Annotated in this window: 26 protein-coding genes; 11 read left to right on the plus strand and 15 right to left on the minus strand. The window is 57.1% G+C overall.

The window, feature by feature from the left end:
- Positions 1-71: 71 nt before the first annotated feature.
- Positions 72-2090 (minus strand): hypothetical protein, encoded by a 2019-nt coding sequence (locus AC1MEA_RS23170; RefSeq protein ID WP_480417528.1) that lies wholly within the window; start codon positions 2088-2090, stop codon positions 72-74.
- A 357-nt stretch (positions 2091-2447) separates the two neighbouring features.
- Between AC1MEA_RS23170 and pabB the strand changes: the two genes are divergently transcribed.
- The gene (pabB, locus tag AC1MEA_RS23175) at positions 2448-3791 is read left to right on the plus strand and encodes an aminodeoxychorismate synthase component I (RefSeq protein ID WP_480918206.1); all 1344 of its coding nucleotides are present in this window, start codon (positions 2448-2450) and stop codon (positions 3789-3791) included.
- Positions 3792-3836: 45 nt separating this feature from the next.
- On the opposite strand, the gene thrH is transcribed toward pabB, so the two are convergent.
- Positions 3837-4454, minus strand: coding sequence for a bifunctional phosphoserine phosphatase/homoserine phosphotransferase ThrH (gene thrH, locus AC1MEA_RS23180; RefSeq protein ID WP_219060247.1), 618 nt, complete (start codon positions 4452-4454; stop codon positions 3837-3839).
- A gap of 166 nt (positions 4455-4620) precedes the next feature.
- Between thrH and AC1MEA_RS23185 the strand changes: the two genes are divergently transcribed.
- A complete protein-coding gene (locus AC1MEA_RS23185; RefSeq protein ID WP_480417529.1) occupies positions 4621-5355 on the plus strand; it encodes a phosphoadenylyl-sulfate reductase in 735 nt (244 codons plus the stop codon).
- Between the two features lie 74 nt (positions 5356-5429).
- Here AC1MEA_RS23185 and cysB read toward each other — a convergent pair whose 3' ends face one another.
- The 5 genes from cysB to AC1MEA_RS23210 all read right to left on the minus strand — a co-directional run bounded on the left by cysB (position 5430) and on the right by AC1MEA_RS23210 (position 9356).
- Entirely contained in the window at positions 5430-6404 is a 975-nt protein-coding gene (gene cysB / locus AC1MEA_RS23190; RefSeq protein WP_219060251.1) for an HTH-type transcriptional regulator CysB, read from the minus strand.
- Positions 6405-6540: 136 nt separating this feature from the next.
- Positions 6541-7029 carry a universal stress protein gene (locus AC1MEA_RS23195; RefSeq protein WP_480417530.1) on the minus strand — a complete coding sequence of 163 codons (489 nt, stop codon included), beginning with the start codon at positions 7027-7029 and terminating at the stop codon, positions 6541-6543.
- Positions 7030-7124: 95 nt separating this feature from the next.
- Complete coding sequence (locus AC1MEA_RS23200; protein WP_219060255.1) at positions 7125-8030, minus strand: 5'-nucleotidase; 906 nt, start codon at positions 8028-8030, stop codon at positions 7125-7127.
- Between the two features lie 21 nt (positions 8031-8051).
- Positions 8052-9005: a putative 2-dehydropantoate 2-reductase gene (locus AC1MEA_RS23205; protein WP_480417531.1), complete on the minus strand. Its 954-nt coding sequence runs from the start codon at positions 9003-9005 to the stop codon at positions 8052-8054.
- Between the two features lie 15 nt (positions 9006-9020).
- On the minus strand, positions 9021-9356 hold the full coding sequence (locus AC1MEA_RS23210) for a thioredoxin family protein (RefSeq protein ID WP_480417532.1): 336 nt from the start codon (positions 9354-9356) through the stop codon (positions 9021-9023).
- 276 nt (positions 9357-9632) lie between these two features.
- Between AC1MEA_RS23210 and AC1MEA_RS23215 the strand changes: the two genes are divergently transcribed.
- A complete protein-coding gene (locus AC1MEA_RS23215; protein ID WP_219060261.1) occupies positions 9633-10709 on the plus strand; it encodes a 3-deoxy-7-phosphoheptulonate synthase in 1077 nt (358 codons plus the stop codon).
- 65 nt (positions 10710-10774) lie between these two features.
- Here the strand turns inward: AC1MEA_RS23215 and AC1MEA_RS23220 are convergent, their stop codons facing one another.
- The gene (locus AC1MEA_RS23220) at positions 10775-11056 is read right to left on the minus strand and encodes a GNAT family N-acetyltransferase (RefSeq protein WP_219060263.1); all 282 of its coding nucleotides are present in this window, start codon (positions 11054-11056) and stop codon (positions 10775-10777) included.
- A 622-nt stretch (positions 11057-11678) separates the two neighbouring features.
- Here AC1MEA_RS23220 and AC1MEA_RS23225 point away from each other — a divergent pair.
- Complete coding sequence (locus tag AC1MEA_RS23225; RefSeq protein ID WP_219060265.1) at positions 11679-11930, plus strand: Lpp/OprI family alanine-zipper lipoprotein; 252 nt, start codon at positions 11679-11681, stop codon at positions 11928-11930.
- Positions 11931-12069: 139 nt separating this feature from the next.
- Here AC1MEA_RS23225 and AC1MEA_RS23230 read toward each other — a convergent pair whose 3' ends face one another.
- The 3 genes from AC1MEA_RS23230 to AC1MEA_RS23240 all read right to left on the minus strand — a co-directional run bounded on the left by AC1MEA_RS23230 (position 12070) and on the right by AC1MEA_RS23240 (position 14072).
- Positions 12070-13032 carry a L,D-transpeptidase family protein gene (locus tag AC1MEA_RS23230; protein ID WP_480417533.1) on the minus strand — a complete coding sequence of 321 codons (963 nt, stop codon included), beginning with the start codon at positions 13030-13032 and terminating at the stop codon, positions 12070-12072.
- An 85-nt stretch (positions 13033-13117) separates the two neighbouring features.
- Positions 13118-13411 (minus strand): hypothetical protein, encoded by a 294-nt coding sequence (locus AC1MEA_RS23235; protein ID WP_219060268.1) that lies wholly within the window; start codon positions 13409-13411, stop codon positions 13118-13120.
- Between the two features lie 55 nt (positions 13412-13466).
- A complete protein-coding gene (locus AC1MEA_RS23240) occupies positions 13467-14072 on the minus strand; it encodes an arylesterase (RefSeq protein WP_219060270.1) in 606 nt (201 codons plus the stop codon).
- Between the two features lie 10 nt (positions 14073-14082).
- Between AC1MEA_RS23240 and AC1MEA_RS23245 the strand changes: the two genes are divergently transcribed.
- The 4 genes from AC1MEA_RS23245 (at position 14083) to AC1MEA_RS23260 (ending at position 18896) form a co-directional block, all read left to right on the plus strand.
- On the plus strand, positions 14083-14766 hold the full coding sequence (locus AC1MEA_RS23245) for an ABC transporter ATP-binding protein (RefSeq protein ID WP_480417534.1): 684 nt from the start codon (positions 14083-14085) through the stop codon (positions 14764-14766).
- The gene (locus tag AC1MEA_RS23250) at positions 14766-17288 is read left to right on the plus strand and encodes an ABC transporter permease (RefSeq protein ID WP_219060274.1); all 2523 of its coding nucleotides are present in this window, start codon (positions 14766-14768) and stop codon (positions 17286-17288) included. Before AC1MEA_RS23245 ends, AC1MEA_RS23250 begins: the two co-directional genes overlap by 1 nt.
- A 36-nt stretch (positions 17289-17324) precedes the next feature.
- The gene (gene greB, locus AC1MEA_RS23255) at positions 17325-17822 is read left to right on the plus strand and encodes a transcription elongation factor GreB (protein WP_219060276.1); all 498 of its coding nucleotides are present in this window, start codon (positions 17325-17327) and stop codon (positions 17820-17822) included.
- A 201-nt stretch (positions 17823-18023) separates the two neighbouring features.
- Positions 18024-18896 (plus strand): PI-PLC domain-containing protein, encoded by an 873-nt coding sequence (locus tag AC1MEA_RS23260; RefSeq protein ID WP_219060278.1) that lies wholly within the window; start codon positions 18024-18026, stop codon positions 18894-18896.
- A 17-nt stretch (positions 18897-18913) separates the two neighbouring features.
- On the opposite strand, the gene AC1MEA_RS23265 is transcribed toward AC1MEA_RS23260, so the two are convergent.
- The 3 genes from AC1MEA_RS23265 to AC1MEA_RS23275 form a co-directional block, all read right to left on the minus strand.
- Complete coding sequence (locus tag AC1MEA_RS23265) at positions 18914-19222, minus strand: class I SAM-dependent methyltransferase (RefSeq protein WP_219060279.1); 309 nt, start codon at positions 19220-19222, stop codon at positions 18914-18916.
- Positions 19223-19478: 256 nt separating this feature from the next.
- Positions 19479-19913, minus strand: a complete 435-nt coding sequence (locus AC1MEA_RS23270; RefSeq protein ID WP_219060282.1) for a DoxX family protein — start codon at positions 19911-19913, stop codon at positions 19479-19481.
- Between the two features lie 102 nt (positions 19914-20015).
- Positions 20016-21452, minus strand: a complete 1437-nt coding sequence (locus tag AC1MEA_RS23275; RefSeq protein WP_219060283.1) for an MltF family protein — start codon at positions 21450-21452, stop codon at positions 20016-20018.
- A gap of 191 nt (positions 21453-21643) precedes the next feature.
- Here AC1MEA_RS23275 and AC1MEA_RS23280 point away from each other — a divergent pair, with 191 nt between their 5' ends.
- The 3 genes from AC1MEA_RS23280 to AC1MEA_RS23290 all read left to right on the plus strand — a co-directional run bounded on the left by AC1MEA_RS23280 (position 21644) and on the right by AC1MEA_RS23290 (position 24561).
- On the plus strand, positions 21644-22477 hold the full coding sequence (locus tag AC1MEA_RS23280) for a TatD family hydrolase (RefSeq protein WP_219060286.1): 834 nt from the start codon (positions 21644-21646) through the stop codon (positions 22475-22477).
- A 121-nt stretch (positions 22478-22598) separates the two neighbouring features.
- Complete coding sequence (locus AC1MEA_RS23285; protein ID WP_219060288.1) at positions 22599-24080, plus strand: methyl-accepting chemotaxis protein; 1482 nt, start codon at positions 22599-22601, stop codon at positions 24078-24080.
- 112 nt (positions 24081-24192) lie between these two features.
- The gene (locus tag AC1MEA_RS23290; RefSeq protein ID WP_219060289.1) at positions 24193-24561 is read left to right on the plus strand and encodes an Mpo1-like protein; all 369 of its coding nucleotides are present in this window, start codon (positions 24193-24195) and stop codon (positions 24559-24561) included.
- Between the two features lie 20 nt (positions 24562-24581).
- Here AC1MEA_RS23290 and AC1MEA_RS23295 read toward each other — a convergent pair whose 3' ends face one another.
- Positions 24582-25379: an acyl-CoA thioesterase gene (locus tag AC1MEA_RS23295; RefSeq protein ID WP_219060290.1), complete on the minus strand. Its 798-nt coding sequence runs from the start codon at positions 25377-25379 to the stop codon at positions 24582-24584.
- Positions 25380-25437 lie beyond the last annotated feature (58 nt).

Consider the following 25437-nt stretch of genomic DNA (forward strand, 5'->3'; position numbering starts at 1 on the left):
ACATTTAAGTAGGAATATTCTGCCGCCGCTTTATTGCGCCGTATCAGTCCCAACACCACACCGGAAACGCTTCAAGAAAGTTCGCAGACACCGCTTCCATCAAACATGCCAACAACCGCTTGTTCTGTTTCCGAGACGACGTCTACCCCGTTCAGTTTGAACTCATACCTTGTCCGACCAAGACCCGCTGAACCACCGACAAGATAGATGGGTGCAATATGGTCACTGTAGGGCTGAACCCTCCAGATAAAACCTTTGACAGTCTCCGCGGTGAGTTCGATCTCTTCTGTTTTAACCGCGTCAGTAATCAACACTCCTCCGGTTCGCTTCGAATACGGTTCCCAAATCAGGGTCACCTTATCACCCGCCTTCAAATGGACAGACAGGTCGGGGACTTGTACCCGTATGGCATGATCTGGCCCATTCAATGAGCTGCAATTGAGATAACCGTTGCCAGGATTACGATCCGGGTACGTGGGCGCGTCCGGAGTGATAACGACGGCAGTGACATCGACAACGGTCGTTTTCGACTGTTGTTCATTGGTGGAATCCGGACTGCCGATGCGGTAATGCACCGACACAGGTTTATTGCCGGCGCGGAGGATGTATGACCATGGAATGGTAACTTTCCTAAACTCGGCCGGGGAATCGCCAGAAACAATGGTATAGGTCGCCTCGCCGATCAGCTCTCCATCCCAATAAAATTCAATGTATTCGCCCTCGTTCAAAGGGCCATACAAAACAAATTCGAGGTCAGCAGGTTGATCTTTGTCGGCCACTGTCAGTTGGCCGGGGGTATTTGACACTCTGCCTCTAACGACGGCCACGGGAAGGTCTGTGTTAACCGGATTTGGCCAATCAGGATCAGGGTTAGGCCTTGCCGGGCCTGTCACTGAAAAATCGACGCCGACTGTCGTCTCTGGTGTTTGCGCACTGGGCTGAGTGCCGCGCATTACTCGATAGCTGACATTCGTGGTTAACGCGCCGCTGGCTGAACCATATTCAGCCCGGAGTATTTGTGCAGGTACTGAGATCTCCAAAGGGAATACAGGAGAAGCTCCGACCGGATAAAGCGCTACCTCTGTCGTTCCCCACGTGAGTTCAATCTGGTCGTCTCCACCCACATGGAAGCCGGTAAACGCAGGTATCTGCACCCTCACATTCGCGATCGCATCATTGAGATCAATCAGGCCATCGTCGTCTGCAAAGGGCACTACCGGATCTTGCAGGTCGAGCGGTATAGGGCCGAGCGCAACGCTCGTGGGGGTGAGTGTCTTTGGATAACGGCTCCGGTTGCCAGCCTTATCGTGCAACGAATAAAAGGCGACTACAGCGCCATCACCCTTTTCCTTGATATAGTCCGCTGGAAAAATGACCTCTTGGTCGGTATTTGCCGGCCCGACCACGCGAATGGTAGCAACAGGTGACAAATCGGGATTGCTGGGCAGAGGTGACTTTTCCCACCAGAATGAAACGGTGTCCCCGTCTTGCCAGTCTGGATAGCCGGGCACGGTGCCGATGACCTGATCGCCGTTGTCCTCCAGATACCCGTCGGTAATGGTGTCCTCCGGCAATACCAAAGAAGGAGGCTCGTCGTCGCCATAAGGGGCTGTCTTGTCGCAGATCAAGGGGAGCACAACCGATAAGTTGGGAGCGCCGCCAATCCAAGACTCGAGTTTATAGCGGAGCTGATAACGGCCATCTGCCAGATGTCGCTTCGGAATTGACATCTCCTGTGGGAAATCGGCTGACGTCAGTGGTCCCGGAAAAGATGCTGTGTCGACGTCAACATAGGGTTCTAGAGTGTCATCGGGGTTTACATAAGCCCACTGCAAGGTGACATTGTCGACGTCTTCAGGGTACTCCGGCAAAACCATCCATGCCGGGATTTTTACCGCCAGATCGTCTCCAAGCACGGTCGAATCCAACGTACCGTCCGTGGCATCTATGATTCCACTTACTTCAGGCACCTTAAGATCAGCCCTGGTTTCAGCCCGGCTCTGCCAATAATTTCGGCGTGCCTCTTCTGCGTTTAGTTTTTTTTTCGAAAGTGCCATGTTGAATGCTCCCTGCAAGTCCATTTCAGCCATACCTGAGCCCATGGCTGTTCGATGCAACGCGGTAGAAAGGAGGCAACTGCAAACATACCGCGCTGCCAGGTCGGTCAAGACCTGATCGAAATTAGAACGCCGATTACATCCGCTGGATACTGTCAGAAATGACAGGTAGGCCGTCTTTCCGAGTGAATTCCGCTGAACGGTAAGGTCCTGCAGCGCCCATACGACGTCGAAACCTGCGGTTAGACGTGACGGCTTAACGGCAATAGTTTCGCCGATGCGGCACGTCTGTTTCATTTTGGCGCCGAACCCTCTGCGAGATGCCCCTAGGACACCGCTCTGTAGAGGATTACAATCCCCGCCCTCACACCGATGACCGATTTTCTGCGAATGCTGACCTGTTCCGTGTACCCGCTGCCGTACCGCGCCAACCCCGCCGAGTATTTCTCGAGAGTTCGCCATGCTCCGGGGGCCGTGCTGCTTGACAGCGGCAGGCCGATCGCCGACCGCGGGCGGTTCGATCTGCTCAGCGCATGGCCTGTAGAGCAGTTGCTGGTGCAGCCGGAGGAAACCGGCAGCGGCTTCCTCCAACGCCTGCGTCAAAGTCTCGAGCAGCTAGGCACTGCGCAACTGCCCGAAGACTGTCCACTGCCATTTGCAGGTGGGTTGATCGGCTACCTCAGTTACGATTTTGGTCGGCGTCTGGAGCCTCTGCCCGCCCACGCCATTGATGATCTGCAACTGCCTGATGCGCGCCTCGGTGTTTATGCGTGGGCGATGATCAGCGATCACCAGCAAGGCACCAGTCAATTGGTGTTCCACCCTGCATTGCCCGAAAGCGAACGGCAGCGCTTGCTCACGCTGTTTTTACACGTGCCTGCCGCTGACTCGGCGACCTTCAAACTGATCGGTGCCTTCAAGGCCGACCTGACTGAACGTGATTACCGCAGCGCGTTTATGCGCATTCAGGCCTACATCCAGTCCGGCGACTGTTATCAAGTCAATTTTGCCCAACGCTTCCAGGCCGATTGCCAAGGCGACCCCTGGGCGGCTTACTGCGCCTTGCGCAGGGCCTGTCCGACGCCCTTTTCCGGCTTCATGACCTTGCCTGACAACAACGCCCTGCTGAGCCTGTCTCCGGAACGTTTTGTGCAAGTCAGTAACCGTAAAGTGGAAACCCGCCCGATCAAAGGTACCCGCCCGCGTAGCAAGGACATGGCGCAAGACGCCGCCTATGCCGCCGAGTTGCTGAACAGCCCGAAGGACCGTGCCGAAAACCTGATGATCGTCGATTTGCTGCGAAATGATCTGGGCCGCAGTTGCAAGACTGGCTCGGTGACAGTCCCGGAACTGTTCAGCCTGGAAAGTTACCCGAACGTGCATCACTTGGTGAGCAGCGTGACGGGAGAACTGGCTGCGGATAAGGATTCGCTGGACCTGATCGCCGGCAGCTTCCCCGGAGGTTCGATCACCGGCGCGCCGAAAATTCGAGCGATGCAGATTATCGACGAGCTGGAGCCCACGCGTCGGACGCTGTACTGCGGATCATTGATGTATCTGGATGTGCGTGGAGAGATGGACAGTTCCATCGCCATTCGCAGCCTGTTGGTCAAGGATGGACGTGTTTCGTGCTGGGGCGGCGGCGGCATTGTCGCCGATTCGGAGTGCGAAGCCGAATACCAAGAGTCAATCACCAAGGTGCGAGTGCTGCTCGATACGTTGCAGGCTCTTTAAGCGTAGCGTGCTGGCCTTTGCGACCAGCGCGCTACCGGTGCAGCCTTACAGACTCAATTCACGGTTCGACGCCTTGAGGAATTCTTTCTTCAGGTCCTCGAAGGTGTGCACGGCTGGAAACTGCGGAAATTCGCGGATCACGTTTTCCGGCGCATGGAACAGAATGCCTGCGTCTGCCTCACCGAGCATGGTGGTGTCGTTGTACGAATCACCGGCCGCGATGACACGATAGTACAGACTCTTGAACGCCAGAACCGACTGACGTTTCGGGTCTTTCTGACGCAGCTGATAGCTGGCGACACGGTCCGTCTCGTCGGTGATCAGGCGATGGCAGAGCAAAGTCGGGAAGCCCAGCTGACGCATCAGTGGCTGAGAAAATTCGTAGAAGGTGTCCGACAGAATCACCACCTGGAAACGCTCGCGCAGCCAGTTGACGAATTCGATGGCGCCGTCCAGCGGGCTGAGGGTCGCGATCACTTCCTGAATATCAGAAAGCTTCAAGCCGTGCTCATCGAGAATCCGCAGACGCTGCTTCATCAGTACGTCGTAATCGGGAATATCCCGGGTGGTCGCCCTCAGCGATTCGATACCGGTTTTTTCAGCAAAGGCGATCCAGATCTCCGGGACCAGCACGCCTTCCAGGTCGAGACAGGCAATTTCCACAGAACACTCCTAGAGGGGACTTCAAAAAAGAAGCGGCACTTTAGGTCGTCTGATCAATTATTTCCAGCAGCGCAGCACCTACGCCAACCGGCAATTGCCCAAAAGATTTTGTTACTATTGCAACCATTACGAGCGCGAAGCGCCATACCTGTTAGGAAGCCGCCTGATGAGCCAACCCTTCAACGTCGCCGAACTTGCCGCGACTTACGCCAACAAATCTGCGCAGGACATCCTGAAACTGGCTTTCGAGCATTTCGGTGATGAACTGTGGATCTCATTCAGCGGTGCCGAAGATGTGGTGCTGGTGGACATGGCCTGGAAGCTGAACAAGAACGTCAAAGTGTTCAGCCTGGACACGGGGCGTCTGCACCCGGAAACCTATCGGTTCATCGAACAGACGCGTGAGCATTACAAAATTGATATCGAGCTGATTTCGCCGGATCAGCGCGTGCTCGAACCGTTCGTCAAGGAAAAGGGTCTGTTCAGTTTCTACAAGGATGGCCATAGCGAATGCTGCGGTATCCGCAAAATCCAGCCGTTGCGCCGTAAGCTGGCAGGGGTCAAGGCCTGGGCCACCGGTCAACGCCGGGACCAGAGCCCGAGTACCCGCAGCGAGGTTGCCGTCCTGGAAATCGACAGCGCCTTCTCCACCCCTGAGCGTACGCTGTACAAATTCAACCCGTTGGCGCAAATGACCAGCGAAGAGATCTGGGGTTATATCCGCATGCTGGAGTTGCCTTACAACACCTTGCATGAGCGCGGTTTCATCAGCATCGGCTGCGAGCCTTGCACGCGCCCCGTGCTGCCGAACCAGCATGAGCGCGAAGGCCGTTGGTGGTGGGAAGAGTCCACGCAGAAAGAGTGCGGACTGCACTCAGGGAACCTGATCGCCAAAGTGTAAGGCTGACACCACCTTCGCGAATCTACTCGCGAAGGGTTTGATGCGGTGTGCCACGCACACCGCCTTGATCGCAATCAGTGCACTGGCAATTCGACACCCTCGAACAACTCTTCGAGCTCTTGCTTGTTATGGCACTGGATGGCTTTGGCCATCACTTCGCGAGTCAGGTGCGGCGCGAACTTCTCGATGAAGTCGCACATAAAACCACGCAGGAAGGTACCGCGACGGAAACCGATCTTGGTGATGCTAGCTTCGAACAGTTCGCTGGCATCAAGCACCACCAGATCACTATCGAGCTTGGCGTCTACTGCCATTTTCGCCACGATACCGACACCCAGGCCCAGACGGACGTAGGTTTTTATCACGTCAGCATCGGCGGCAGTGAACACCACTTTAGGGGTCAGGCCACGGTGGCTGAACGCTTCGTCCAGCTTTGACCGACCGGTAAAACCAAAGACATAGGTCACGATAGGGTATTCGGCCAGCACTTCCAGTGTCAGCTTTGGCACCTTGGTCAGCGGATGGCCTTGCGGCACGACGACGCATCGGTTCCAGCGGTAGCACGGCATCATCACCAGATCACCGAACAACTCCAGCGCTTCAGTCGCGATAGCGAAATCCACAGTGCCATCTGCGGCCATTTCGGCGATCTGCATCGGCGAGCCCTGATGCATGTGCAGCGCGACGTCCGGGTATTGCTTGATGAAACTGCTGATCACCGGCGGCAAGGCATAACGCGCCTGGGTGTGAGTGGTCGCAATCGACAGCGTGCCTTTTTTCTCGTTGGAAAACTCTTGGGCAATCTGCTTGATGCTCTCGACTTTGCGCAGGATCTCGCCAGCGGTAGTAATGATTCTTTCACCGGCCGGCGTGACCCGGGTCAAGTGTTTGCCGCTGCGAGCAAAGACTTCGACGCCCAGTTCGTCTTCCAGCAAGCGAATCTGCTTGCTGATCCCTGGCTGTGAGGTATACAGACTCTGAGCCGTCGCGGAAACGTTGAGGTCGTGGTGCGCCACTTCCCAGATGTAGCGCAATTGTTGAAGCTTCATATGTATCCCTCAAAGCAGTAGACGCCACGGTCATCAGCGACGGTATATAACTATATTAATGGTTGAACCGATAAAGCTAGAACTTTTTATCACTTTTACAGCGCAATGGCACGCTCAATTTCAGCGATACACAGACTTATTCGCGCCCGCGATGCATGGGCACCATGTAGACCGGAACCTCCGACAACTGCAGAACCCTGGCGGCGGTGCGGCCCAGTGGCGTATCGCCTTCTGTGCCATGGCTGTGACTGCCGACGATCAACAAATCGACGGCCAGCTTTTGCGCTTGCTCGAGGATCACATTGGAAGGATCCCCCTGCATCACCCGCACCGTGCGAATCAACGCCAAGTCCTGATGACCTTCGCCTAACTCGTCTCGAAAGCCATTCAGAACGCGCTGTTCAATCGTTTCCATGACGGTGTTCAAGCCTTGGGTGCGCAATTCTTTCAACGTGTCCTCATCAAGATAGCTCTGCAAAACCGACTCGGCGAACAACCCTATGGGCTCCACCGCATGGATCACATTCAGCTCGGCATTGAAGGTTCGCGCCAGCGCCAAGGCATGTTGCAAGACATAAGGCGCATAAAGACCGAGGTCAGTGGCATACAGCATTGAACGAATCATACGACCTCCTCGATTGCCAATAGTGGCGGAGATTGACTGAGCTTAGCAGCGCCTTGACGACTGCGGCGGCCGCTATCTCACGAGGAAACAAAGGCTCACGGTTTTACTTCATTGCTGATGCCGTGCGGCACATGCCCCGTCGCGACGACATCACGCGCCTTTTCGCAATGCCCAGGCTGATCGTCAAAAAACACATCGGCGGCGAAGGCTTCAAGAAAGGCCGATTTTTCCAGACCGCCCAGAAACAGCGACTCGTCCAGGCGAATATTCCATTCCCGCAATGTACGAATCACCCTTTCATGCGCTGGCGCAGAACGCGCGGTAACCAGTGCAGTACGGATCGGGCAAGCGTCCTCGGGAAACTCGCGCTGCAACAGGTTCAGCGCGGCAAGAAAGGGCTTGAACGGGCCTCCACGTAACGGCTCGCGCGCTGACTCACGCTCACTGGCCTGAAACGCTTCCAGCCCGTCGGATTGATAGACTCGCTCGGACTCGTCGGAAAACAGCACCGCGTCGCCATCAAACGCAATGCGCAATTCGGCACTGGCCGCACGGCGTGCGCCGCCAGACAGAATCGTCGCTGCGGCAAAGCCGGCGTCCAGAGCGCTGCGCACATCCTCGGCGTGGGTCGAGAGAAACAAATGACAGCCAAACGCCGCCAGATACGGATAAGGGCTACGCCCTCCGACGAAAGCAGCACGCGTGATGTCCAAGCCATAATGCTGGATCGAGTTGAATACCCGCAGCCCCGTATCGGCGCTGTTGCGCGAAACCAGAATGACTTCAACCCGCGACGTCTCCAGCCTCGCATTCAGGCTAAGGAGTTTCTCCACCAACAGGTAGGCATCGCCCTGTTCGAGGATCTCATCCTCATGCTCGATCTGGTATTGGCGATACGCCCCTACGCCCTCAGTCTCGTACACCGCATGGCTTTCGCGCAGATCGAATAGTGCTCGCGAAGAAATCGCCAGAACCAATTTTTTACCTAGACCTGTAGCCATATATCACCCTGCCTGGCTGTGTCAGCCGTTACACGTATCGATGAAGGCCAATGCCTGGTACAACGCGCGAATCCTGGGCATCTCATGCCCGGCGCTCAGCGCTGCCGCCAATGGTTTGGCATAGATAGCTTCCAACTCCAGGGGTCGTTTTTCCAGAAAATCAAGGTACATGCTTGGCCTGTAATCCGGCATTTTTTCTGTCACGGCAAACAGATGTTCGGCGTACCCCTCGGGCAAGGCATGCCCACATGCCCGAGCCCCCTGCACCACTTCGCTCATCACTGCCTGAATCAACTCGCGGCTATTCGCGTCGCCCATTAACGGCGTGGTGCTCGCCCTCAGCAGCACGGACAGACCGTTATACGGGACATTCCAGACCAGTTTCTGCCAGCGCGCCTGAGCCAGGCTGGGCGTCGCCTGGGATTCCAGCCCGGCCTTGCGAAACAGCTCGGCCCCCTCCTCGGTGATGCTCAGCCGAGATGCCGCGTCAGTTGCCGGACCGCTGTGGTACCCGAGGTTTACCGCACCCAACGCCTGATGCGTGATAACCCCCGGCGCAGTTCGGTGGACACAGACAAAGCACAAACCACCCAACAGGTGCAGCGACGCTGGCAACAATGGCTGCAGATCGTCCTCGACGCCCAGACCATTTTGCAGCAACAGCACTTTAGCGCCGGGCGCTGCAGCCTGGGTGATGATCGGTGCAAGGTCCGCATTGCTGGTGGTTTTAGTACCGACCAGCAACCAATCGCAAGGCGGCATATCCGCAGCCGAGGAATAAGCCTGCACCGGATTCAAGGTCAGAGCGCCATGAACGGCACTGTCCAGATGCAGGCCATTGTGTGCCACCGCCGCAAACTCACTGCGCAATAGAAAATGCACATCAAAGCCGGCGCGTGACAGCATCAAACCGTAAAAACCGCCAATCGCACCGGTGCCTATAATTCCGATCCGTACCCGTATCGCTTTACTCACCCTGGCAACTCCCCGTCATGGCAACTCTTCCGCATCAATACTCAACACCCGATTCAAGCCCGCGCTGAGCTCGGACAACGTCAATCGGGCATGTAAAGCCCCATAGAATTCACCGTCACGCACCACAAACAACGCTGGCAGATGAAACACCTGATAACGCTGAACCACGCCCCCATTTTCAGCGGCGTCAATCCAGCACACACGCTCGACAGGCAGATCGAGGCGGGGCAACGCTTCCCTGGCCCAGCGACAACTGGCACACCCGACGCTGGTAAAAATGACCAGCGAGGTGCCCGGCAACGTCAGCAAACGCTGATCTACATCGAAGTCGGTCAGTTCCAATTCGTTCACAAAAGACCTCCTGAAGACTGGCTGCACACTATCCGTCCCGACGGGCCCGCTTGCAAATTCCTCTTTGAATCGCGTACGGCCTGGTCTTTTTCGACACCACATCTGTCCGCCAAAGATAGCGATCAGGCCATGCCGCCGGGATTAAAGCCGCGTTTGCCCATTGTCGAACAACCGGATAACGCGCTAAGGTTCCGGTCCCCGCTGTGCTCAATCGTGCTGGGCTCCGCCGCACGGGGATCGTTGGCGGCCAGCACCCGTGACCTGACGAGTAACACGATGGCTGATTTACCGATTGACGACCTCAACGTTGCTTCCAATGAAACCCTGATCACACCGGATCAGCTCAAGCGCGAACTCCCGCTTACAGAAGCTGCTCTGCGTACGGTGACCAAGGGCCGCGAAGTGATCCGCAACATCCTCGATGGCAAGGATCACCGCCTGTTCGTCGTGATCGGGCCGTGCTCGATCCATGACATCAAGGCTGCCCACGAATACGCCAATCGCCTCAAGGCCCTTGCCGCTGAAGTGTCGGACACCATGTACCTGGTGATGCGCGTGTATTTCGAGAAACCGCGCACAACCGTGGGCTGGAAAGGCCTGATCAATGACCCGTATATGGATGACTCGTTCAAGATTCAGGACGGCCTGCACATTGGTCGCAAGCTGCTGCTTGATCTGGCTGAGATGGGCCTGCCAGCAGCCACTGAAGCCCTTGACCCGATCTCCCCGCAGTACTTGCAGGACTTGATCAGCTGGTCGGCCATCGGCGCACGCACCACTGAATCACAAACTCACCGCGAGATGGCTTCCGGCCTGTCTTCAGCTGTTGGCTTCAAGAATGGCACTGACGGTGGTCTGACCGTTGCCATCAACGCCCTGCAGTCGGTCTCCAGCCCCCATCGCTTCCTGGGCATCAACCAGGAAGGCGGGGTGTCCATTGTCACCACCAAAGGCAACGCCTACGGTCATGTGGTATTGCGCGGCGGCAATGGCAAGCCTAACTACGACTCGGTCAGTGTCGCCGTATGCGAGCAGGCGCTGAACAAGGCCGGTATTCGCCCTAACATTATGGTCGACTGCAGCCACGCCAACTCCAACAAGGACCCGGCCCTGCAACCGCTGGTAATGGAAAACGTTGCTAACCAGATCCTCGAAGGCAACCAGTCAATCATCGGCCTGATGGTTGAAAGCAACTTGAACTGGGGCAGCCAGTCGATCCCTAAAAACCTCGAAGAGCTGCAATACGGCGTGTCCGTCACCGATGCCTGCATCGACTGGGAAAACACTGAGAAAACCCTGCGCAGCATGCATGCCAAACTCAAGGATGTGCTGCCCAAGCGCCAACGCGACTGATTGCTGCCGAGACAAAAACGCCGAGCAAATGCTCGGCGTTTTTCATTATCGTGGCGGCATCCTGATCAGATTTTTGCCGCATGTCGCTGGTGACGTTCCATGTACCGCTCAACATACGAGCAAGAAGGAATCACGGTATAGCCCATGCTGTCGGCATACGCGAGCGCCTGCTCGGTCAATGCAGCAGCGATACCTCGGCCTCGCAGGGCATTGGGCACAAACGTCCGATAGATATCCAGGGTCTGCTTACCTAGGTCCATGTAAGTCAGATAGGCACGATGGCCGTCCACATTGGTCTCGAACTGATGGCCAACATGGTCATGGTGGATGGACAACGCCTCGCTCATCACTGCTCCTCGCGGGTCTTGAAATTAGACCCCTACCTTACCGATGTTTTTCCGGCGAAGGAACCTCTACGCCACCCCTGTGCCTGTTTTCGACATCGAGAACAGCTTTGCTATTCTCCTGCACACGAGCACCTGCAAATAGTAGGCGTCATTTCGGTATTTGCTCAAGCTGTTGCAGGGGAGGCGCTAAAAAATCCGACGGTCGCTCCGACAGTTGATGTGAACATTGCCGGGGGCTGTCGATTGAGACGAGTTCGCGATGAGAAAGTCACCCCTGTACCGGCGCAAAAAAGCAAACTCATGACAGACACGGAACATGGGCCCGATGGGGAGGCGCCATATACTAGCCCGCAAATCGTCTATTCTCTTCTTTACCCGGTCAAGGGCGTCCTTGAGCCCTGCCCGATTCAGAGCGAACGCCACCAAGTTGATGCCGGCGATTGGATAATTTTCATACAAAATCCCCGAGAAGTTGTTCGGAACAGTTTAAAACACAAGAAATTTGCCCGCTTCTTGCGCTTCCTCAGTTTACTTACTACAAACAATGGGTAGTATGTACCGCGGTCATTTTCTCACTTTCGAGAGATGACTATTCATTAGAAAGTCCTGGAAGGTGAACACGATGAACAACGCTCTGAAATTCTCTGCTTTGGCTCTGGCCGCAATTCTGGCTACTGGTTGCAGCAGCGTCTCCAAAGAAACCGAAGCTCGTCTGACTGCTACCGAAGACGCAGCCGCTCGCTCCCAAGCACGCGCTGATGAAGCCTATCGCAAGGCTGATGAAGCTCTGGCTGCTGCTCAAAAAGCTCAGCAAACTGCTGACGAAGCCAACGAACGCGCTCTGCGTATGTTGGACAAAGCAAGCCGTAAGTAATAATCTTTCGAGATTATTGAAAAGCCGATCCAGTTCTGGATCGGCTTTTTTATTGCCTTGGTTTTACTCCAGGCAATAAAAAACCCGCCTACCCAGCCTTGGCGTTCAAGGCACGGCAGACGGGTTCGCTTGCAGGCGATTACTGCATATTGAGCGGTTCGCTCGATACCACTGACCCGCTCGGCACCGCGATTTCAACCGGCATGCCATCCTCAGCAGCTACCACGTCCCGCACCACGTCCCAGTTCATGCGCAGGTTTTTGGCCAGATCCTCACGTTTGAGCAACGCATTGATCACTGCGGTGTGCTTGTCGACGACCGATGGATTGCCCTTGTCGTCCAGCGGCGTATGCGCTTCCAGATAGACCTTGCCGCCACTGATGCCGAATTTGTAGGGTTCGTTCAAGATTCGCACCGGCGTACCGATCGGCACCATACCTGCCATCTCCAGCACGTTATTGTTGTACATGCGGAAGCAGCCGTGACTGGTACGCATGCCAATACCGAATTTCTTGTTCGAACCGTGGATCAGGTAACCCGGTAGGCCGAGACTGAATTTGAACGGCCCCAACGGGTTGTCAGGACCGGCCGGTACGACGCTAGGCAGCGGATCATTATCCGCTGCGTGCTCGGCCTTGATCGAAGCGGGCGGCGTCCAGGTTGGATTCGGGGTCTTCGCCGTCACTTTGGTCAACGCGAGAGGCGAACCCCAACCTTCACGACCAATCCCCAACGGATAGGTATGAACCACGTTCAAGCCTTTGGGGTAATAGTAAAGACGGTACTCGGCCAGGTTGATCACGATGCCTTCACGCGGACCAGGCGGCAGCACGAAACGCGTCGGCAATACGACCTGGGTCCCAGCCCCGGGCAACCACGGATCGACACCAGGGTTAGCAGCGATCATTTCCAGGTAGCCCAAGTCATAGCGGGTACCCAAGTCAGCGAAGGTATCTTCATATTTAGCTGTGACGGTCTGAACCTGACCGACAATGTCTTCGCCCGGAGGGGGCAGAGGGAACTCTAATGCAGCGACGGGGCCTGCCGCACAGAGCGCAGCAAGTGACAGACAGCGAGCGACGGCAGGAATGCGCGACAACATCCGGGAAATCCTTGGGAAAAGCGACGGGAAGTAAAGTGACGGAATTGTACACCGCCGACCATAAAATCGGGAGGTAGCTAACGATTCACTGACTGAATCGAAGCTCTGGCCAAATAGGACGCGTGCCTCGTTTTTGAGCCTCGAGAATCGCCCGGCACAGCGAACACAGGCGCTCATCACGAAGCTTTGCCGAATTGACACCCGACCAGCGCGGCTGGGCTGGCAACAACGTGCCACACAATGTGCGGTCGATCGAGCCGCCCAACTCAAGCTGGCGCGCGACCAGATGCACCCGCACTTCCTGGCACGCGAACAAGTCGAGTTGCTCATCAGGCTCGATCAGTTGATAGGCAAATAAAGACCAGGCGGGACGCGGCATCGGGGGCTCCAAATCGGGGCGCCACCTTAGCCCAAAGTACGCCGCTAGAAAAGCGTCAAAGCAGCGGTTTTAGCGTCGGCCAGACGTTTTCCAGCAACTTGCCCTGTGCTGCGACAGCCGGGTGCAGACCATCGGCCTGCATCAACTCGGGAATACCGCCCACACCCTCGAGGAAAAACGGCACCAACGGGACTTTTTCCTGCTCTGCCAGATTGCTGTAGACCGCCTCGAAAGCCTGGGTATAGCGGGCGCCATAATTGGGCGGTAAGCGCATCCCCAAAAGCAGCACCTTGGCCCCCGCCTTTTGCGACTGCTGAATCATGCCCGCAAGGTTTTGTTGCAATTGCGCAGGTTGCTGTCCGCGCAGGCCGTCATTACCGCCCAACTCCAGGATTACCAACTGCGGTCTATGCTCTGCAAGCAGCGCTGGCAGCCGCGCCTGGCCTCCAGCGCTGGTGTCGCCACTGACAGAGGCATTGACCACCTTATCGGTGAAACCCTCCTTCTGCAGGCGCTGCTCCAGCAATGATACCCAGCCCAGCCGGGTATCCAGGCCGAAAGCAGCGCTGATACTATCGCCAACGATCAGCACTGTGCCCGCCGCAGCTCCTTGAGACAGCAACAGCAAAACCAGGCCAGCACTTAAAAACCACGCACGCATCGGATTCTCCATGAGCGAAAGTATTCTCAGTGCTCGGAACCTTAGCAAAGTGGTCCCCAGCACCGAAGGTGACCTGACCATCCTGCACGAACTCTCCCTGGAACTGAACAAGGGCGACAGTATGGCCATCGTCGGCGCCTCCGGATCGGGCAAATCCACCCTCCTCGGCCTGCTGGCCGGACTCGACTTGCCCAGCGCAGGAGCGGTCACACTGGCCGGACGCAACCTCAGCGACCTGGACGAAGACCAGCGTGCGCGCATCCGCGCAGAGCATGTCGGATTCGTCTTCCAGTCATTTCAACTGCTCGACAGTCTCAATGCGCTGGAAAACGTCATGCTGCCCATGGAGCTCGAAGGCCGCAAGGACGCCCGCGAGCGCGCCCGGATTTTGCTCGAACGCGTGGGGTTGGGCCAACGCCTGACGCATTCGCCGCGCCAGCTTTCCGGTGGTGAGCAACAACGGGTGGCCATTGCCCGAGCCTTTGCGGCTGATCCCGACGTGCTGTTTGCCGATGAACCCACAGGCAACCTCGACAGCAACACCGGTGAACGGATCAGCGACTTGCTGTTCGAGCTGAACAAAGAGCGTCACACGACACTCGTGCTCGTCACCCATGACGAACGTCTGGCGCATCGCTGCCAGCGCATGATCCGTCTTGAAGGTGGCCGATTGGTCACCCCTCTGGAGCCTTGATGGCACGCTTGCCGCTTCTTCGTCTGTTGAGCCTTGCGACTCGCCAACTCCTGCGCGACGCACGCGCCGGAGAGTTGCGGGTGTTGTTTTTCGCCTTGCTGGTTGCCGTGGCAGCAAGCACCGCCATTGGCTACTTCGGAGCTCGACTCAACGGGGCGATGCTGTTGCGCGCCACCGAGTTTCTCGGTGCGGACCTGATTCTCGAAGGCACCAGCCCCGCCCAACCGACGCAGATCGAAGCAGGCAAGCAGTTAAAGCTGGACCACGCACAGGTGGTCGAATTCTCCAGCGTGATTGCCACTGACAGCGGCATTCAACTGGCGAGCGTTAAAGCGGTCGACACGGCTTACCCCCTGCGCGGCGAGCTAAAGAGCGCCGAGGCGCCCTATCAAACAGAGGCATCCGGTGGCCGACCGAATCCGGGTGAAGCCTGGGCCGAGTCACGATTGTTTGCAGCGCTGAATCTGAAAGTTGGCGACAGCATCGACGTCGGCTCGAAAACCCTTCGTCTGAGTCGGGTACTGACCTACGAACCCGACCGCGCCGGCAACTTCTACAGCCTGACGCCCAGAGTGATGATCAATCTGACGGACCTTGCAGCGACAGGCGTCGTCCAGCCCGGCAGCCGGGTCAGCTATCGTGAGCTCTGGCGCGGCAGTCATGAGTCTCTGGAAGCCTACCGTCAGGCGATCACCCCGGAATTGGCCGCTAATCAACGCATACAGGACGCTCGCGACGGCAATCGGCAAATTGGTGGTGCACTGGGCAAGGCCGAGCGCTACCTGAACATGGCCAGCCTGGTGGCAGTCTTGCTGTCCGGTGTGGCCGTGGCCCTGTCGGCCGCCCGTTTTGCGACACGACGCTTCGATGCCAGCGCCCTGCTGCGCTGCCTGGGTCTGTCGCGCAGAGAAACACTGGTTTTATTCAGCCTGCAACTCGCGATGCTTGGGCTGCTGGCCAGCATCACCGGCGCGCTGCTGGGCTGGCTCGCACAACTGGGTCTGTTCGCCCTGCTGCACGATTTGCTACCTGCCGCCGTCCCGCCCGGAGGCCTGCTACCGGCCGTTGCGGGAATCGGTACCGGCCTCGTCGCGCTCGCGGGCTTTGCGTTGCCACCCCTGGCCGCGCTAGGCCGCGTGCCGCCCCTGCGTGTCCTGCGCCGCGACATGCTGCCCATTCCTCCCAGTTCGTGGCTGGTCTACGGTGCCGCGCTGCTAGCGCTCGGCCTGATCATGTGGCGCTTGAGTCTCGACCTGGTGTTGACCTTTGCCCTGCTTGGCGGAGGAATCATTGCTGCTGTCGTTTTAGGTGGCCTGCTGCTGCTCGCGCTGCAAAGCCTGCGTCGTCTGCTGGCGGGTGCGTCGCTACCGTGGCGCCTGGGTCTGGGCCAACTGCTGCGCCATCCTTTGGCAGCCGCCGGGCAATCGCTGGCATTTGGACTGATTCTGTTGTCCATGGGGCTGATCGCCCTGTTGCGCGGAGAGTTGCTCGACACCTGGCAAAACCAGTTACCCAAAGATGCACCGAATTATTTTGCGCTCAATATCCTCCCGGCTGACAAAGATACCTTCACCGAGCGGATGGCTAACCTCTCCACCCATGCCGCGCCGCTTTATCCGGTCGTGCCTGGACGCTTGATCAGCATCAATGGCGAGCCCGTACGCAACATCGTGAGCAAGGACTCGCGTGGCGAAAACGCGACTGAACGCGACCTCAGTCTGACGTGGGCTGCCGAACTGCCGCAGGGCAATCGCCTGAGCGCAGGAAACTGGTGGCCGAATACCAACAGCAGCGCAACGACCACTGCCGAGCAAATTCCCGGGGTGTCCGTGGAATCGAAGCTGGCAACAAGCCTGAAACTCAAACTCGGTGACCGCATGAGTTTCATCATCGGCGGGGTCATCCGAGAAGCTGAGGTCACCAGTTTGCGCGAAGTGAATTGGGACAACTTCCAGCCCAATTTCTTCATGATCTTCCAGCCCGGCACGCTCAAGGATTTGCCGACCACGTACCTGACCAGCTTCTACCTGGCACCCGGGAACGACCAACAGATCGTCGAGCTGTCTCGCGCCTTTCCAGCGGTGACCATCCTTCAAGTCGAAGCGCTGCTGGAGCAACTTCGGAGCATTCTCGCTCAGGTAACGATCGCGGTGGAGTACGTGCTGCTGTTCGTGCTGGCGGCGGGGCTTGCGGTTTTGTTCTCCGGCCTGCAAGCAACCCTCGACGAACGCATCCGCCAAGGCGCCCTGCTGCGCGCACTTGGCGCCGAGCGAGCACTGCTGGTCAAGGCGCGACGCATCGAGTTTGGCCTGCTAGGCGCAGCCAGCGGTGTGCTGGCTGCACTGGGTTGCGAACTAGTGAGCTTTGCGCTGTACCGCTATGCTTTCGACCTTCAATGGCACCCCCACATCTGGCTGCTGTTACTGCCCATCATCGGTGCGCTACTGGTAGGCGGCGCCGGGGTGTTCGGCACCCGCCGCGCCTTGAATGTCAGCCCACTGACGGTGCTGCGTGATGGCTGATAAACTTGGCGCATCCTAATCGCCAGGCGACAGACCATGAGCCGTTACCGCCCTCCTCGCTCCGCCGGCACCGCGCTGATCACCCCTGAAGGTGAAGCGCGGATGCGCGCCGAACTGCACGAACTCTGGCATGTACGCCGCCCTCAGGTCACGCAGTCTGTGAGTGAAGCCGCGGCTCAAGGGGATCGCTCAGAGAATGCTGAATATACTTACGGCAAAAAGATGCTGCGCGAGATCGATAGCCGAGTACGCTTTTTGACCAAACGTCTCGAAAGTTTGAAGGTGGTCAGCGAACACCCCAGCGATCGGAACAAAGTCTACTTTGGCGCGTGGGTCACTGTCGAAGACGAAGACGGCATAGAAGCTCGTTACCGAATTGTTGGCCCCGACGAATTGGACCTCAAGCAAAACCTGATCAGTATCGACTCACCGCTGGCTCGCGCTCTGATTGGTAAAGCGCTGGATACAGAAGTTCGAGTTCAAACGCCCGTCGGTGAACAGACCAGTTACATCGTCGCGATCGAATACTTCTGACCACTCGCTTAACTGGCCCCTGCGCTAATATTCATATCTACTTTCCGGGTGCGCTTCCCATGAGTGAGCCTTGCGTACCGACCTATAGTATTCAGTAACACGTTCAACATTGACGACAGGGTATTTTAATCCAAACTCGTAGTGTCAGCACGATTCGTGCGGCGATGTTTTGACCACACATTTATGTCAAGGATGGCATGTATGAACACAGTACCTCCCCACGCAAAACATAACTGGATGCACAGAATCCCCCACCTGGGACGGCTACGTGTAGACGAACTGATTCTTCCGGGAACTCATGACTCCGGTAGCGATAAAGAGTCTCCTAACTTAAGCCTGCCTCAGGAGTACACTCAAGATGTGTCACCAGCCAAGCAGGTCGAGGCGGGCATCAGAGCCTTGGATTTGCGGGTTTCGTATTATGAAAACCACCCCCCAGGCGACCCACGCCGATTTCAACTGTTTCACCTGACGTCCTCAGGCAGAAACGTCGCTGTCGACATTATTGAAATGCTTGAAAAGTTCTATCAAGGCATACTGGAGTCCAACGACACCCAGAAAGAGATCATCATTCTGGATTTTCATGAATTCAAAAACTTTAACGAACTTGCTCATGAGGAGTTGCAGACGCTGGTGACCTCGCAGCTCAACCATCGGTTAATTCCCTATTACCACCACGCGTTGACTGTCGAAGAGCTGTGGAATAACCATCCATGGAAAACAGTGGTGGCCGCTTACAACAGAAACACCTCAAGTGAGATGTTCTGGCCGGGTGTTGATCAAGTCTGGAGCGGGGACAATCTAAATACCACTGCGCAGTTAAAGCTGTTCATGGACACCCGCGCCGACCAGAGAAAGCCGGATTATGGGTTACAATCCATCCAGTGCGCCAAATACGTTCTGCCCTTTCATGTACCCGACGATTTTAGTGAAAAAATCGATGACTGGTTCGAATCCAAAGACGAAAACAGCTATATCCAGAACTTTCACATCATCAATACAGACTGGTCTCTGCGCAGTAAAATTATTTATAACTGCGCTCATGCCAACCTCATCAAAGCCGGAAAAAAATAAACACCCAACGCTCATGTTCAACCACGAGTAATCAGCCCCTGCCGGGCAACACGCGTCAGGTGCTTAATGAAGTCTTCAGCCTCGTCGGCACTTGGCGCCTGGACCACCGCAAGGTCAAAACGGTCATTGGCAAAGCGCGACAGGGATTCAGAATGGTCGATGAACTCGATCAGAAAGGCCGCCGGCTTACCGTTGCGTTTTGGCCAGCCTTCGAGATAGCGCAGCAGCGTCGGCTGATGCGAGCCTCCCAGCAGAATCCTTGGGTTGCGGCGAGTCAGAGGTGACGTAAAGGGGGACAGTCGTATCAGGGGACGCGGACAGCTCATGGTGTTTTATCTCAGCCTCAAAAATCCCGCTGGGCAGCGGTGAGAGGCAACACCGAACCAGCGCTTTAGCGGTATTTCAAAGTCTGTGAAGACTTCAGTCGGTAAGGGTTCAACCTCACCTGGCGCCCCGCAAGTAGCTGTTTAAATCGGCGCATGAGCAGCATCCTAGAGAAGCTGCCTGTGAACTGTCAAGGCGGCATAAGTCGCAAAAACACAAGGCCCGCACATTGCGGGCCTTGTTCGTCACGGTGATCGCTCAATCAGCGATGGCCTTGTCCACCGACAATTTGCCAGCACCTTCGATCAACACGGCGATCGCCCCTCCCAGCAGTGCCAGAGCGAACTCATAACCATTGTTGGCCATGAACAGACCATTACCGATGTGCACAGAGAAAATCGCGACCACCAGCAGCACCGCCAACAAGGCCGCGGCTGGACGCGCCAGCAGGCCAATGACCAGTGCCAGGCCGCCGAAAAACTCGGAACCGCCGGACAGCGTCGCCATCAGATAGCCTGGCGCCAGACCAATGCTTTCCATGTATTGCGCGGTACCCGCCAAGCCATAACCGCCAAACAGGCCGAAGAGTTTCTGCCCACCGTGGCCGATGAAAATGATGCCCACAAAAATACGCAGGACAGTCAGGCCGTAACCGGCACGGGTTGCGAAAACGGTTTTAATCAGTGTGTTCATCGCGTTCATTCCTTTGTAGGAGAAGTGTGTTGGCCGCCATAATAATCAAATCAGCCAATGTTAAAACCCTAAAAATAGCAGCATAAACATCGACCATATCGATCATTTACGTGGCGTAAGCGTTCTCATCTCGCCCTTCTGCGGCTGCGCCTCCAAAGCCTCCCGCTCGCGATCAAACGCCAGGTAATACTTGTTGACGCTGTTAACATAGCTGACGACGCCCACTCCCGCCTGCTCCATGGCGATTCGCTCAACCTGAAAAAACCACTGATTCGGATTCAGCCCACGTCGTCGCGCTTCGGTACGCATGCTCTGCACTCTCTCCGGCCCAAGGTTGTAAGCCGCCAGGACGAACGCCATGCGTTCACGTTCGTTGACGCGGGAGCTGGAAAAAAATTTGCGTCGGATCAGGGTCAGGTACCTGGCACCGGCCTGAACATTACTGTCCACGCTTTGAATATTGTCCACGCCCACTCGCTGCGCCGCCGACGGGGTGATTTGCAGCAACCCCGTTGCGCCGCTGCCCCCTTTCACAGCGGGGTCCAGCGCCGACTCCTTGAAGGCCAAGGCGGCCAGGTTAAGCCAATCCATGCCCTGCTCGTCCGCAGTGCGCTGCAGGATCGGCCGCAGTTTTTCCAACCGCTGACGGTCGTCGCGAGCCAAAGGATTGTGCACCTGATACAGACGTTGGTAGACCCGCTGAAACGCCGCATCCTGATCCGCCGGAACACGGTAAGTCTTGAGAAAGCGGTCAATACTCGCACGCAACATTGATGCGTCGCGGCGCACGTACCAGTTCATGTCACCACCGGTGCTCAAAACCAACGTCCGATCCACTCGCAGCTTGGGCAGGACCTTGGCCCAGCGCTCGGCAATCGGCTGTTCGACAACCGTCAGGTGAAAGATTCCGGCCTGGATCATTTCCAGGACATCTTCAACCGCGAGGCTGGGATCAACCCATTCGATCTTGATCGGCGGCAGTTTGCGCAATGCCAGCTTCTGGTTGAGCTGATGAACCGCCTCGTCGGCCGCGCTGCCAGTGGACAGCGTCAGCGTGTGTCCGGACAACTGCTCGACGTGCTTGAAACCGCGCTCACCCTTGATACCGACCACGATCAGCGGCACATGGCTGACAATCGGGTCACTGGCATCAATATTCCGTGCAGCGCTGGTGTTGAGCAACTCTCCCGGCGCGACCAGATCGCCTTCACCGCGTTGCAATGCCGCGAGCAATTGATCCTTGGATTTGGGGATGATTTGCAGCGTGAGTTGTTGCCCGTCACGCGAATGGCCATTGAGGTATTGCTCGAAGGCGCGCAGCCGGTGATATTCACCCCCAATCGCCTCGCCCTGGACTTCACCGGAGCTGTTACGACTCTGGTTGACCAGCACCCGCAGCACCTTACTGCTACGGATAGCCGCCAGATCGCGTACCTGGCTTTTGTGCACCACCACAGGCGGCCCGGCAAGTCGCGCAGCCGCAGGAAGTGGCAGCAACGCCAACAAACAAAGCACGATCAATAATGAGGGTCGCGTCATCCGTTCTCCAGGGGAATGCGTGCCAAAAAAGAAGCCGCAAAAAGTCCAAAGCCTGTGATATCTGCGGAGTGACGGCGAACCGCAGCGGTGAAAACACTTCAATAAGTTTTTATAACCAGCTGTATTAACTGGATTTTTTTATATCGGCAAAGCTCTGATATTCTCATCAGTCTTAGGCCTGAGGTAGCACCATGCAACTCATCGACATCGGCGTCAATCTGACTAACTCAAGCTTTGCCAATAAACAGCAGGCCGTACTCGATCGCGCCTACCAGTCCGGCGTGTGCCAACTGGTGTTGACCGGGACCAGTGTCGAGAGCAGCGAACAGGCCCTTGAGCTCTGTGAACAATTGGACGAAACAACGCAACGGTTGTTCTCCACGGCGGGGATTCACCCCCACGCAGCCAGCGATTGGACCTCCGATACCGAGCGCCAGTTGCGTGCTTTGCTAAAAGAAGATCGAGTGCGGGCCGTCGGCGAATGCGGGCTGGATTTCAACCGCGATTTCTCGCCGCGTCCACAGCAGGAAAAAGTCCTCGAAGAACATCTGGCCCTGGCTGTAGAGCTGCAATTGCCAGTGTTCCTGCATGAGCGCGATGCCAACCAGCGCTTGCTGGAGATCCTCCGCGATTATCGCGACCGCCTGCCTGCTGCCGTGGTGCACTGCTTCACGGGTGAGCAACGTGCACTGTTCAGCTATTTGGACCTGGACCTGCACATCGGCATCACCGGCTGGATTTGCGATGAACGACGCGGCACTCATCTGCACCCATTGGTCCGGGAAATCCCCCGTGGCCGGTTGATGCTGGAAAGCGATGCCCCTTACCTGCTCCCGCGCAGCCTGCGACCCAAACCGAAAAGTGGACGCAACGAACCCGCCTACTTGCCTGAAGTACTGCGTGAAGTTGCGTTGCACCGGGGCGAAAGCCTGGAAGACCTTTCCGCCCATACCACCGCGTGCGCCCGCACCTTTTTTGCCTTGCCGACATGGATAGAACCGGACAGCGTCGAAGCTGACCGATAGCCCCGGGCCTACTAAGCCCTAGTATTTGCTTGACCCATATCAAATGATCGTCTAAAGATTGGCGGCACAATGCTGGCACCTTGCCTAAATTCATTTCCGCGAATCAAAAAGAAGACCTCTCATGGGCGCCTGGCTTAGCAACGTTTCTTTGAAGTACAAGTTCTGGGCCGTGAACGCGGTCGCTTTTATCACCACGTTGATGTTGGTGCAGTACGCCTTGCAGCTTGAACAACAAGCCCGGGTGGAGGATGCGCAAGGTTCAGCCCAGGCTCAGGCTCACCTGCTCAGTGCCTGGCCTGGCACTCAAGCGCTGCCCACCGGCGCCAATCTGCTGGTCTATACCCAGGGTCAAGCTCCCAGCGTGAAAGGGCAAGCTTTGCCTGAGTTGAGCAATGCCAACGGCTGGATCGAGTTAAGCCACCAGCCGCTGGTGGGGGACGATCCACTGATCGGTGCTCAAGTGGTCACGCGACCCGATGGTCAAAAGCTGGCGGTGCTGGCTTTCGCGCCAAGTCTGATGCAAGTTCTGGCAGATCGCTTCGCCCAGTACGCCATCGCTGTGTTCATCCTGACACTGGCCATGCTGGGGGCCTCGCAGTTGCTGATCCGTTTTCTGCTCAGCCACCTCAACACCCTCAAGGACGTGATGCTGCACGTAGAAAAAAGCGGCGACCTGTCTGCTCGCGTGCCCTTGATCGGCGAAGATGAAGTGGGCCAGATGGCCAAGGCATTCAATGCAATGCAAGCCGGCTACCAACGCGTGGTCAATACCGTGGCCCAGACGGCGGCACGCCTTGATGAGGGCGCTGGACGTCTGGCGGCAGGCATGAGCGAAGTCCGCCACGGCATGCTCGGCCAGCAAAGCGAGACGGATCAGGTTGCGACGGCGATCAACGAAATGACCGCCACGGTGTTTCATATTTCTCAGCACGCCAACGCTACCCGCGACCAGTCACAGACTGCCGATTCACTGGCCGGCAGCGGCAGAGAAGTGGTCAATCGTGTACAGCTGTCAATCGCCGGGCTCTCCAACGGGGTGCAGCAGACTGCAGAGATGATCCAGCAACTGGCTCAGGACAGTCAGAAAATCAACGGTGTGGTTAACGTCATCCACAGCATCGCCGAACAGACCAACCTGCTGGCCCTCAACGCCGCCATCGAAGCCGCGCGCGCCGGCGAGATGGGCCGTGGATTTGCGGTAGTTGCCGACGAAGTCCGTAACCTCGCCAAACGGGTGCAGACCTCGACCGATGAGATCACCAGCATGGTCTCCGCCCTACAGGCTGGCACCCGTGACGCGGTGGACTTCATGCAAGAAAGCTCGTTCAAGGCCGATGACTGCGTGCAACAGGCGAAGGAAGCCGGGGACGCGCTGGAGGCTATCACTGGCGCAGTGGCACAAATGCGCGAAAGCAATACCCAGATAGCCGTGGCAGCCCAGCAGCAAAGCCAAGTGGCAGAAGAAATGAACCGGGCCGTGGTGAGCATTCGCGATGTGACCGAACAAACCGTGCAACAGACCGTCGAGTCAGCCACAACCAGCGGCGAGCTGGCCACCCTGGCAGGCGAGCTGAACCGCGCCATCGGCCAGCTCAAGCTTTAGCGCCTACGCCCACGCCCACGCTATGAGCCTCATAGTCAGGTTTGATTCGCTGACAACCGGGGCGCAGCCTATTCTTCGAGCATCTGAACGGTGTTTCGAAGAGGACTGCAGCATGGGCAAGCGACTTCCCAATCTCCGCACGTGGCAATGGCGCGGTTATGCCGATAACCATCGGCACCCGACCAATCTGGCGTTGCATTTGATCGCCGTGCCGCTGTTCATTATTGCGGCGCTACTGATCGTTGACGGGCTGCTCGGCCTAAGCTTTTCATCGATTGCCATTGGAGTGATCGGCCTGATCGCGGCGCTGGGTTTTCAGCGCCACGGCCATTCACTTGAAGCGCAATCGCCGGAGCCTTTCACTGATCGCAACGATGCGCTCCAGCGTTTGCTGGTCGAGCAGCTCGTGACCTTCCCACGCTTCGTGCTCAGCGGCGGCTGGTGGCGAGCCTGGAAAGAACGCCATCGCCACCGTCATTGACGTCAGCGGTTAAAACAAACTTAGCCAAACACGGTGACCGTCTGCCGGCTGATCGCGATCAACTCACCCTGAGGCGACCACAATGCAGAAGCGGTATGCCCGTAACCATCGCGGGCATGCTCGATCACTGCCCGATACACACACCACTCCAACGTGCTTACCACGGGCAGCGGCTGCACGAACTCGATGGTCCAGGTCAGTGAGCTTCCGGGCGCAGGCTTACTCAAATGCGGCAGCAAAGCAGGCGGCCACGTGTCGACCAACGCCAATAGATGCGCTTCGGTCAGGCATTCTTCTTTGACCTCACCGCGCATACGCACATACCCACCGATTTCCATCGACGGTGTATTGCTGAAAGGCAAGCCGCCCAGGCCCCAGCGCATGGCCATAAAGCGCAGGTACTCAGGCGTTACACCCTTGATAAAGGGCAACTCCTGACAGTCTTCCATCGGTTTCAGGGTGGGTGCGGGCAAAGACTGGACTGCAATCGTCGACTCACGGGGCGCGCCGAAGCTGCCTTGAACCAGGGTCATGACCTGACCGTTCTGAGTGGCACGCCCCAGCACCTGGCTGACCGCTTTGCCTTCACGCAACACTTCCACGTCGAAGCTGATCGGCACACCCGACTCGGCAGGACCGACAAATGTGATAGCCAATGAGCGAATCGGCCGATCCGCCGGGACCTTTGCGCGCATTGCCTCAAACTGCAACGCGGCCATCAACCCGCCAAAACAGGCGCGACCTTGCGACCATTCAGCGGGAATGACCACGGACAGGGGATTGTCACGTACGGCGTCAACCAAGTCAGAAAAGCTCATGCAGACCTCATGCCTGTAAACGGGATAAAAAACGCTGCATGGATCTTAACCAGCACGG

The organism is Pseudomonas sp. ASL8 (genome assembly GCF_056680355.1).

Excerpts from the sequence above, each read along its gene's own strand:
- AC1MEA_RS23170 (WP_480417528.1), bottom strand. The coding sequence starts at position 2,090 with ATGGCTGAAATGGACTTGCAGGGAGCATTCAACATGGCACTTTCGAAA.
- pabB (WP_480918206.1), top strand. The coding sequence starts at position 2,448 with ATGCTGACCTGTTCCGTGTACCCGCTGCCGTACCGCGCCAACCCCGCC.
- AC1MEA_RS23185 (WP_480417529.1), top strand. The coding sequence starts at position 4,621 with ATGAGCCAACCCTTCAACGTCGCCGAACTTGCCGCGACTTACGCCAAC.
- cysB (WP_219060251.1), bottom strand. The coding sequence starts at position 6,404 with ATGAAGCTTCAACAATTGCGCTACATCTGGGAAGTGGCGCACCACGAC.
- AC1MEA_RS23195 (WP_480417530.1), bottom strand. The coding sequence starts at position 7,029 with ATGATTCGTTCAATGCTGTATGCCACTGACCTCGGTCTTTATGCGCCT.
- AC1MEA_RS23200 (WP_219060255.1), bottom strand. The coding sequence starts at position 8,030 with ATGGCTACAGGTCTAGGTAAAAAATTGGTTCTGGCGATTTCTTCGCGA.
- AC1MEA_RS23215 (WP_219060261.1), top strand. The coding sequence starts at position 9,633 with ATGGCTGATTTACCGATTGACGACCTCAACGTTGCTTCCAATGAAACC.
- AC1MEA_RS23220 (WP_219060263.1), bottom strand. The coding sequence starts at position 11,056 with ATGAGCGAGGCGTTGTCCATCCACCATGACCATGTTGGCCATCAGTTC.
- AC1MEA_RS23225 (WP_219060265.1), top strand. The coding sequence starts at position 11,679 with ATGAACAACGCTCTGAAATTCTCTGCTTTGGCTCTGGCCGCAATTCTG.
- AC1MEA_RS23230 (WP_480417533.1), bottom strand. The coding sequence starts at position 13,032 with ATGTTGTCGCGCATTCCTGCCGTCGCTCGCTGTCTGTCACTTGCTGCG.
- AC1MEA_RS23235 (WP_219060268.1), bottom strand. The coding sequence starts at position 13,411 with ATGCCGCGTCCCGCCTGGTCTTTATTTGCCTATCAACTGATCGAGCCT.
- AC1MEA_RS23240 (WP_219060270.1), bottom strand. The coding sequence starts at position 14,072 with ATGCGTGCGTGGTTTTTAAGTGCTGGCCTGGTTTTGCTGTTGCTGTCT.
- AC1MEA_RS23245 (WP_480417534.1), top strand. The coding sequence starts at position 14,083 with ATGAGCGAAAGTATTCTCAGTGCTCGGAACCTTAGCAAAGTGGTCCCC.
- AC1MEA_RS23250 (WP_219060274.1), top strand. The coding sequence starts at position 14,766 with ATGGCACGCTTGCCGCTTCTTCGTCTGTTGAGCCTTGCGACTCGCCAA.
- greB (WP_219060276.1), top strand. The coding sequence starts at position 17,325 with ATGAGCCGTTACCGCCCTCCTCGCTCCGCCGGCACCGCGCTGATCACC.
- AC1MEA_RS23260 (WP_219060278.1), top strand. The coding sequence starts at position 18,024 with ATGAACACAGTACCTCCCCACGCAAAACATAACTGGATGCACAGAATC.
- AC1MEA_RS23265 (WP_219060279.1), bottom strand. The coding sequence starts at position 19,222 with ATGAGCTGTCCGCGTCCCCTGATACGACTGTCCCCCTTTACGTCACCT.
- AC1MEA_RS23270 (WP_219060282.1), bottom strand. The coding sequence starts at position 19,913 with ATGAACACACTGATTAAAACCGTTTTCGCAACCCGTGCCGGTTACGGC.
- AC1MEA_RS23275 (WP_219060283.1), bottom strand. The coding sequence starts at position 21,452 with ATGACGCGACCCTCATTATTGATCGTGCTTTGTTTGTTGGCGTTGCTG.
- AC1MEA_RS23280 (WP_219060286.1), top strand. The coding sequence starts at position 21,644 with ATGCAACTCATCGACATCGGCGTCAATCTGACTAACTCAAGCTTTGCC.
- AC1MEA_RS23285 (WP_219060288.1), top strand. The coding sequence starts at position 22,599 with ATGGGCGCCTGGCTTAGCAACGTTTCTTTGAAGTACAAGTTCTGGGCC.
- AC1MEA_RS23290 (WP_219060289.1), top strand. The coding sequence starts at position 24,193 with ATGGGCAAGCGACTTCCCAATCTCCGCACGTGGCAATGGCGCGGTTAT.
- AC1MEA_RS23295 (WP_219060290.1), bottom strand. The coding sequence starts at position 25,379 with ATGAGCTTTTCTGACTTGGTTGACGCCGTACGTGACAATCCCCTGTCC.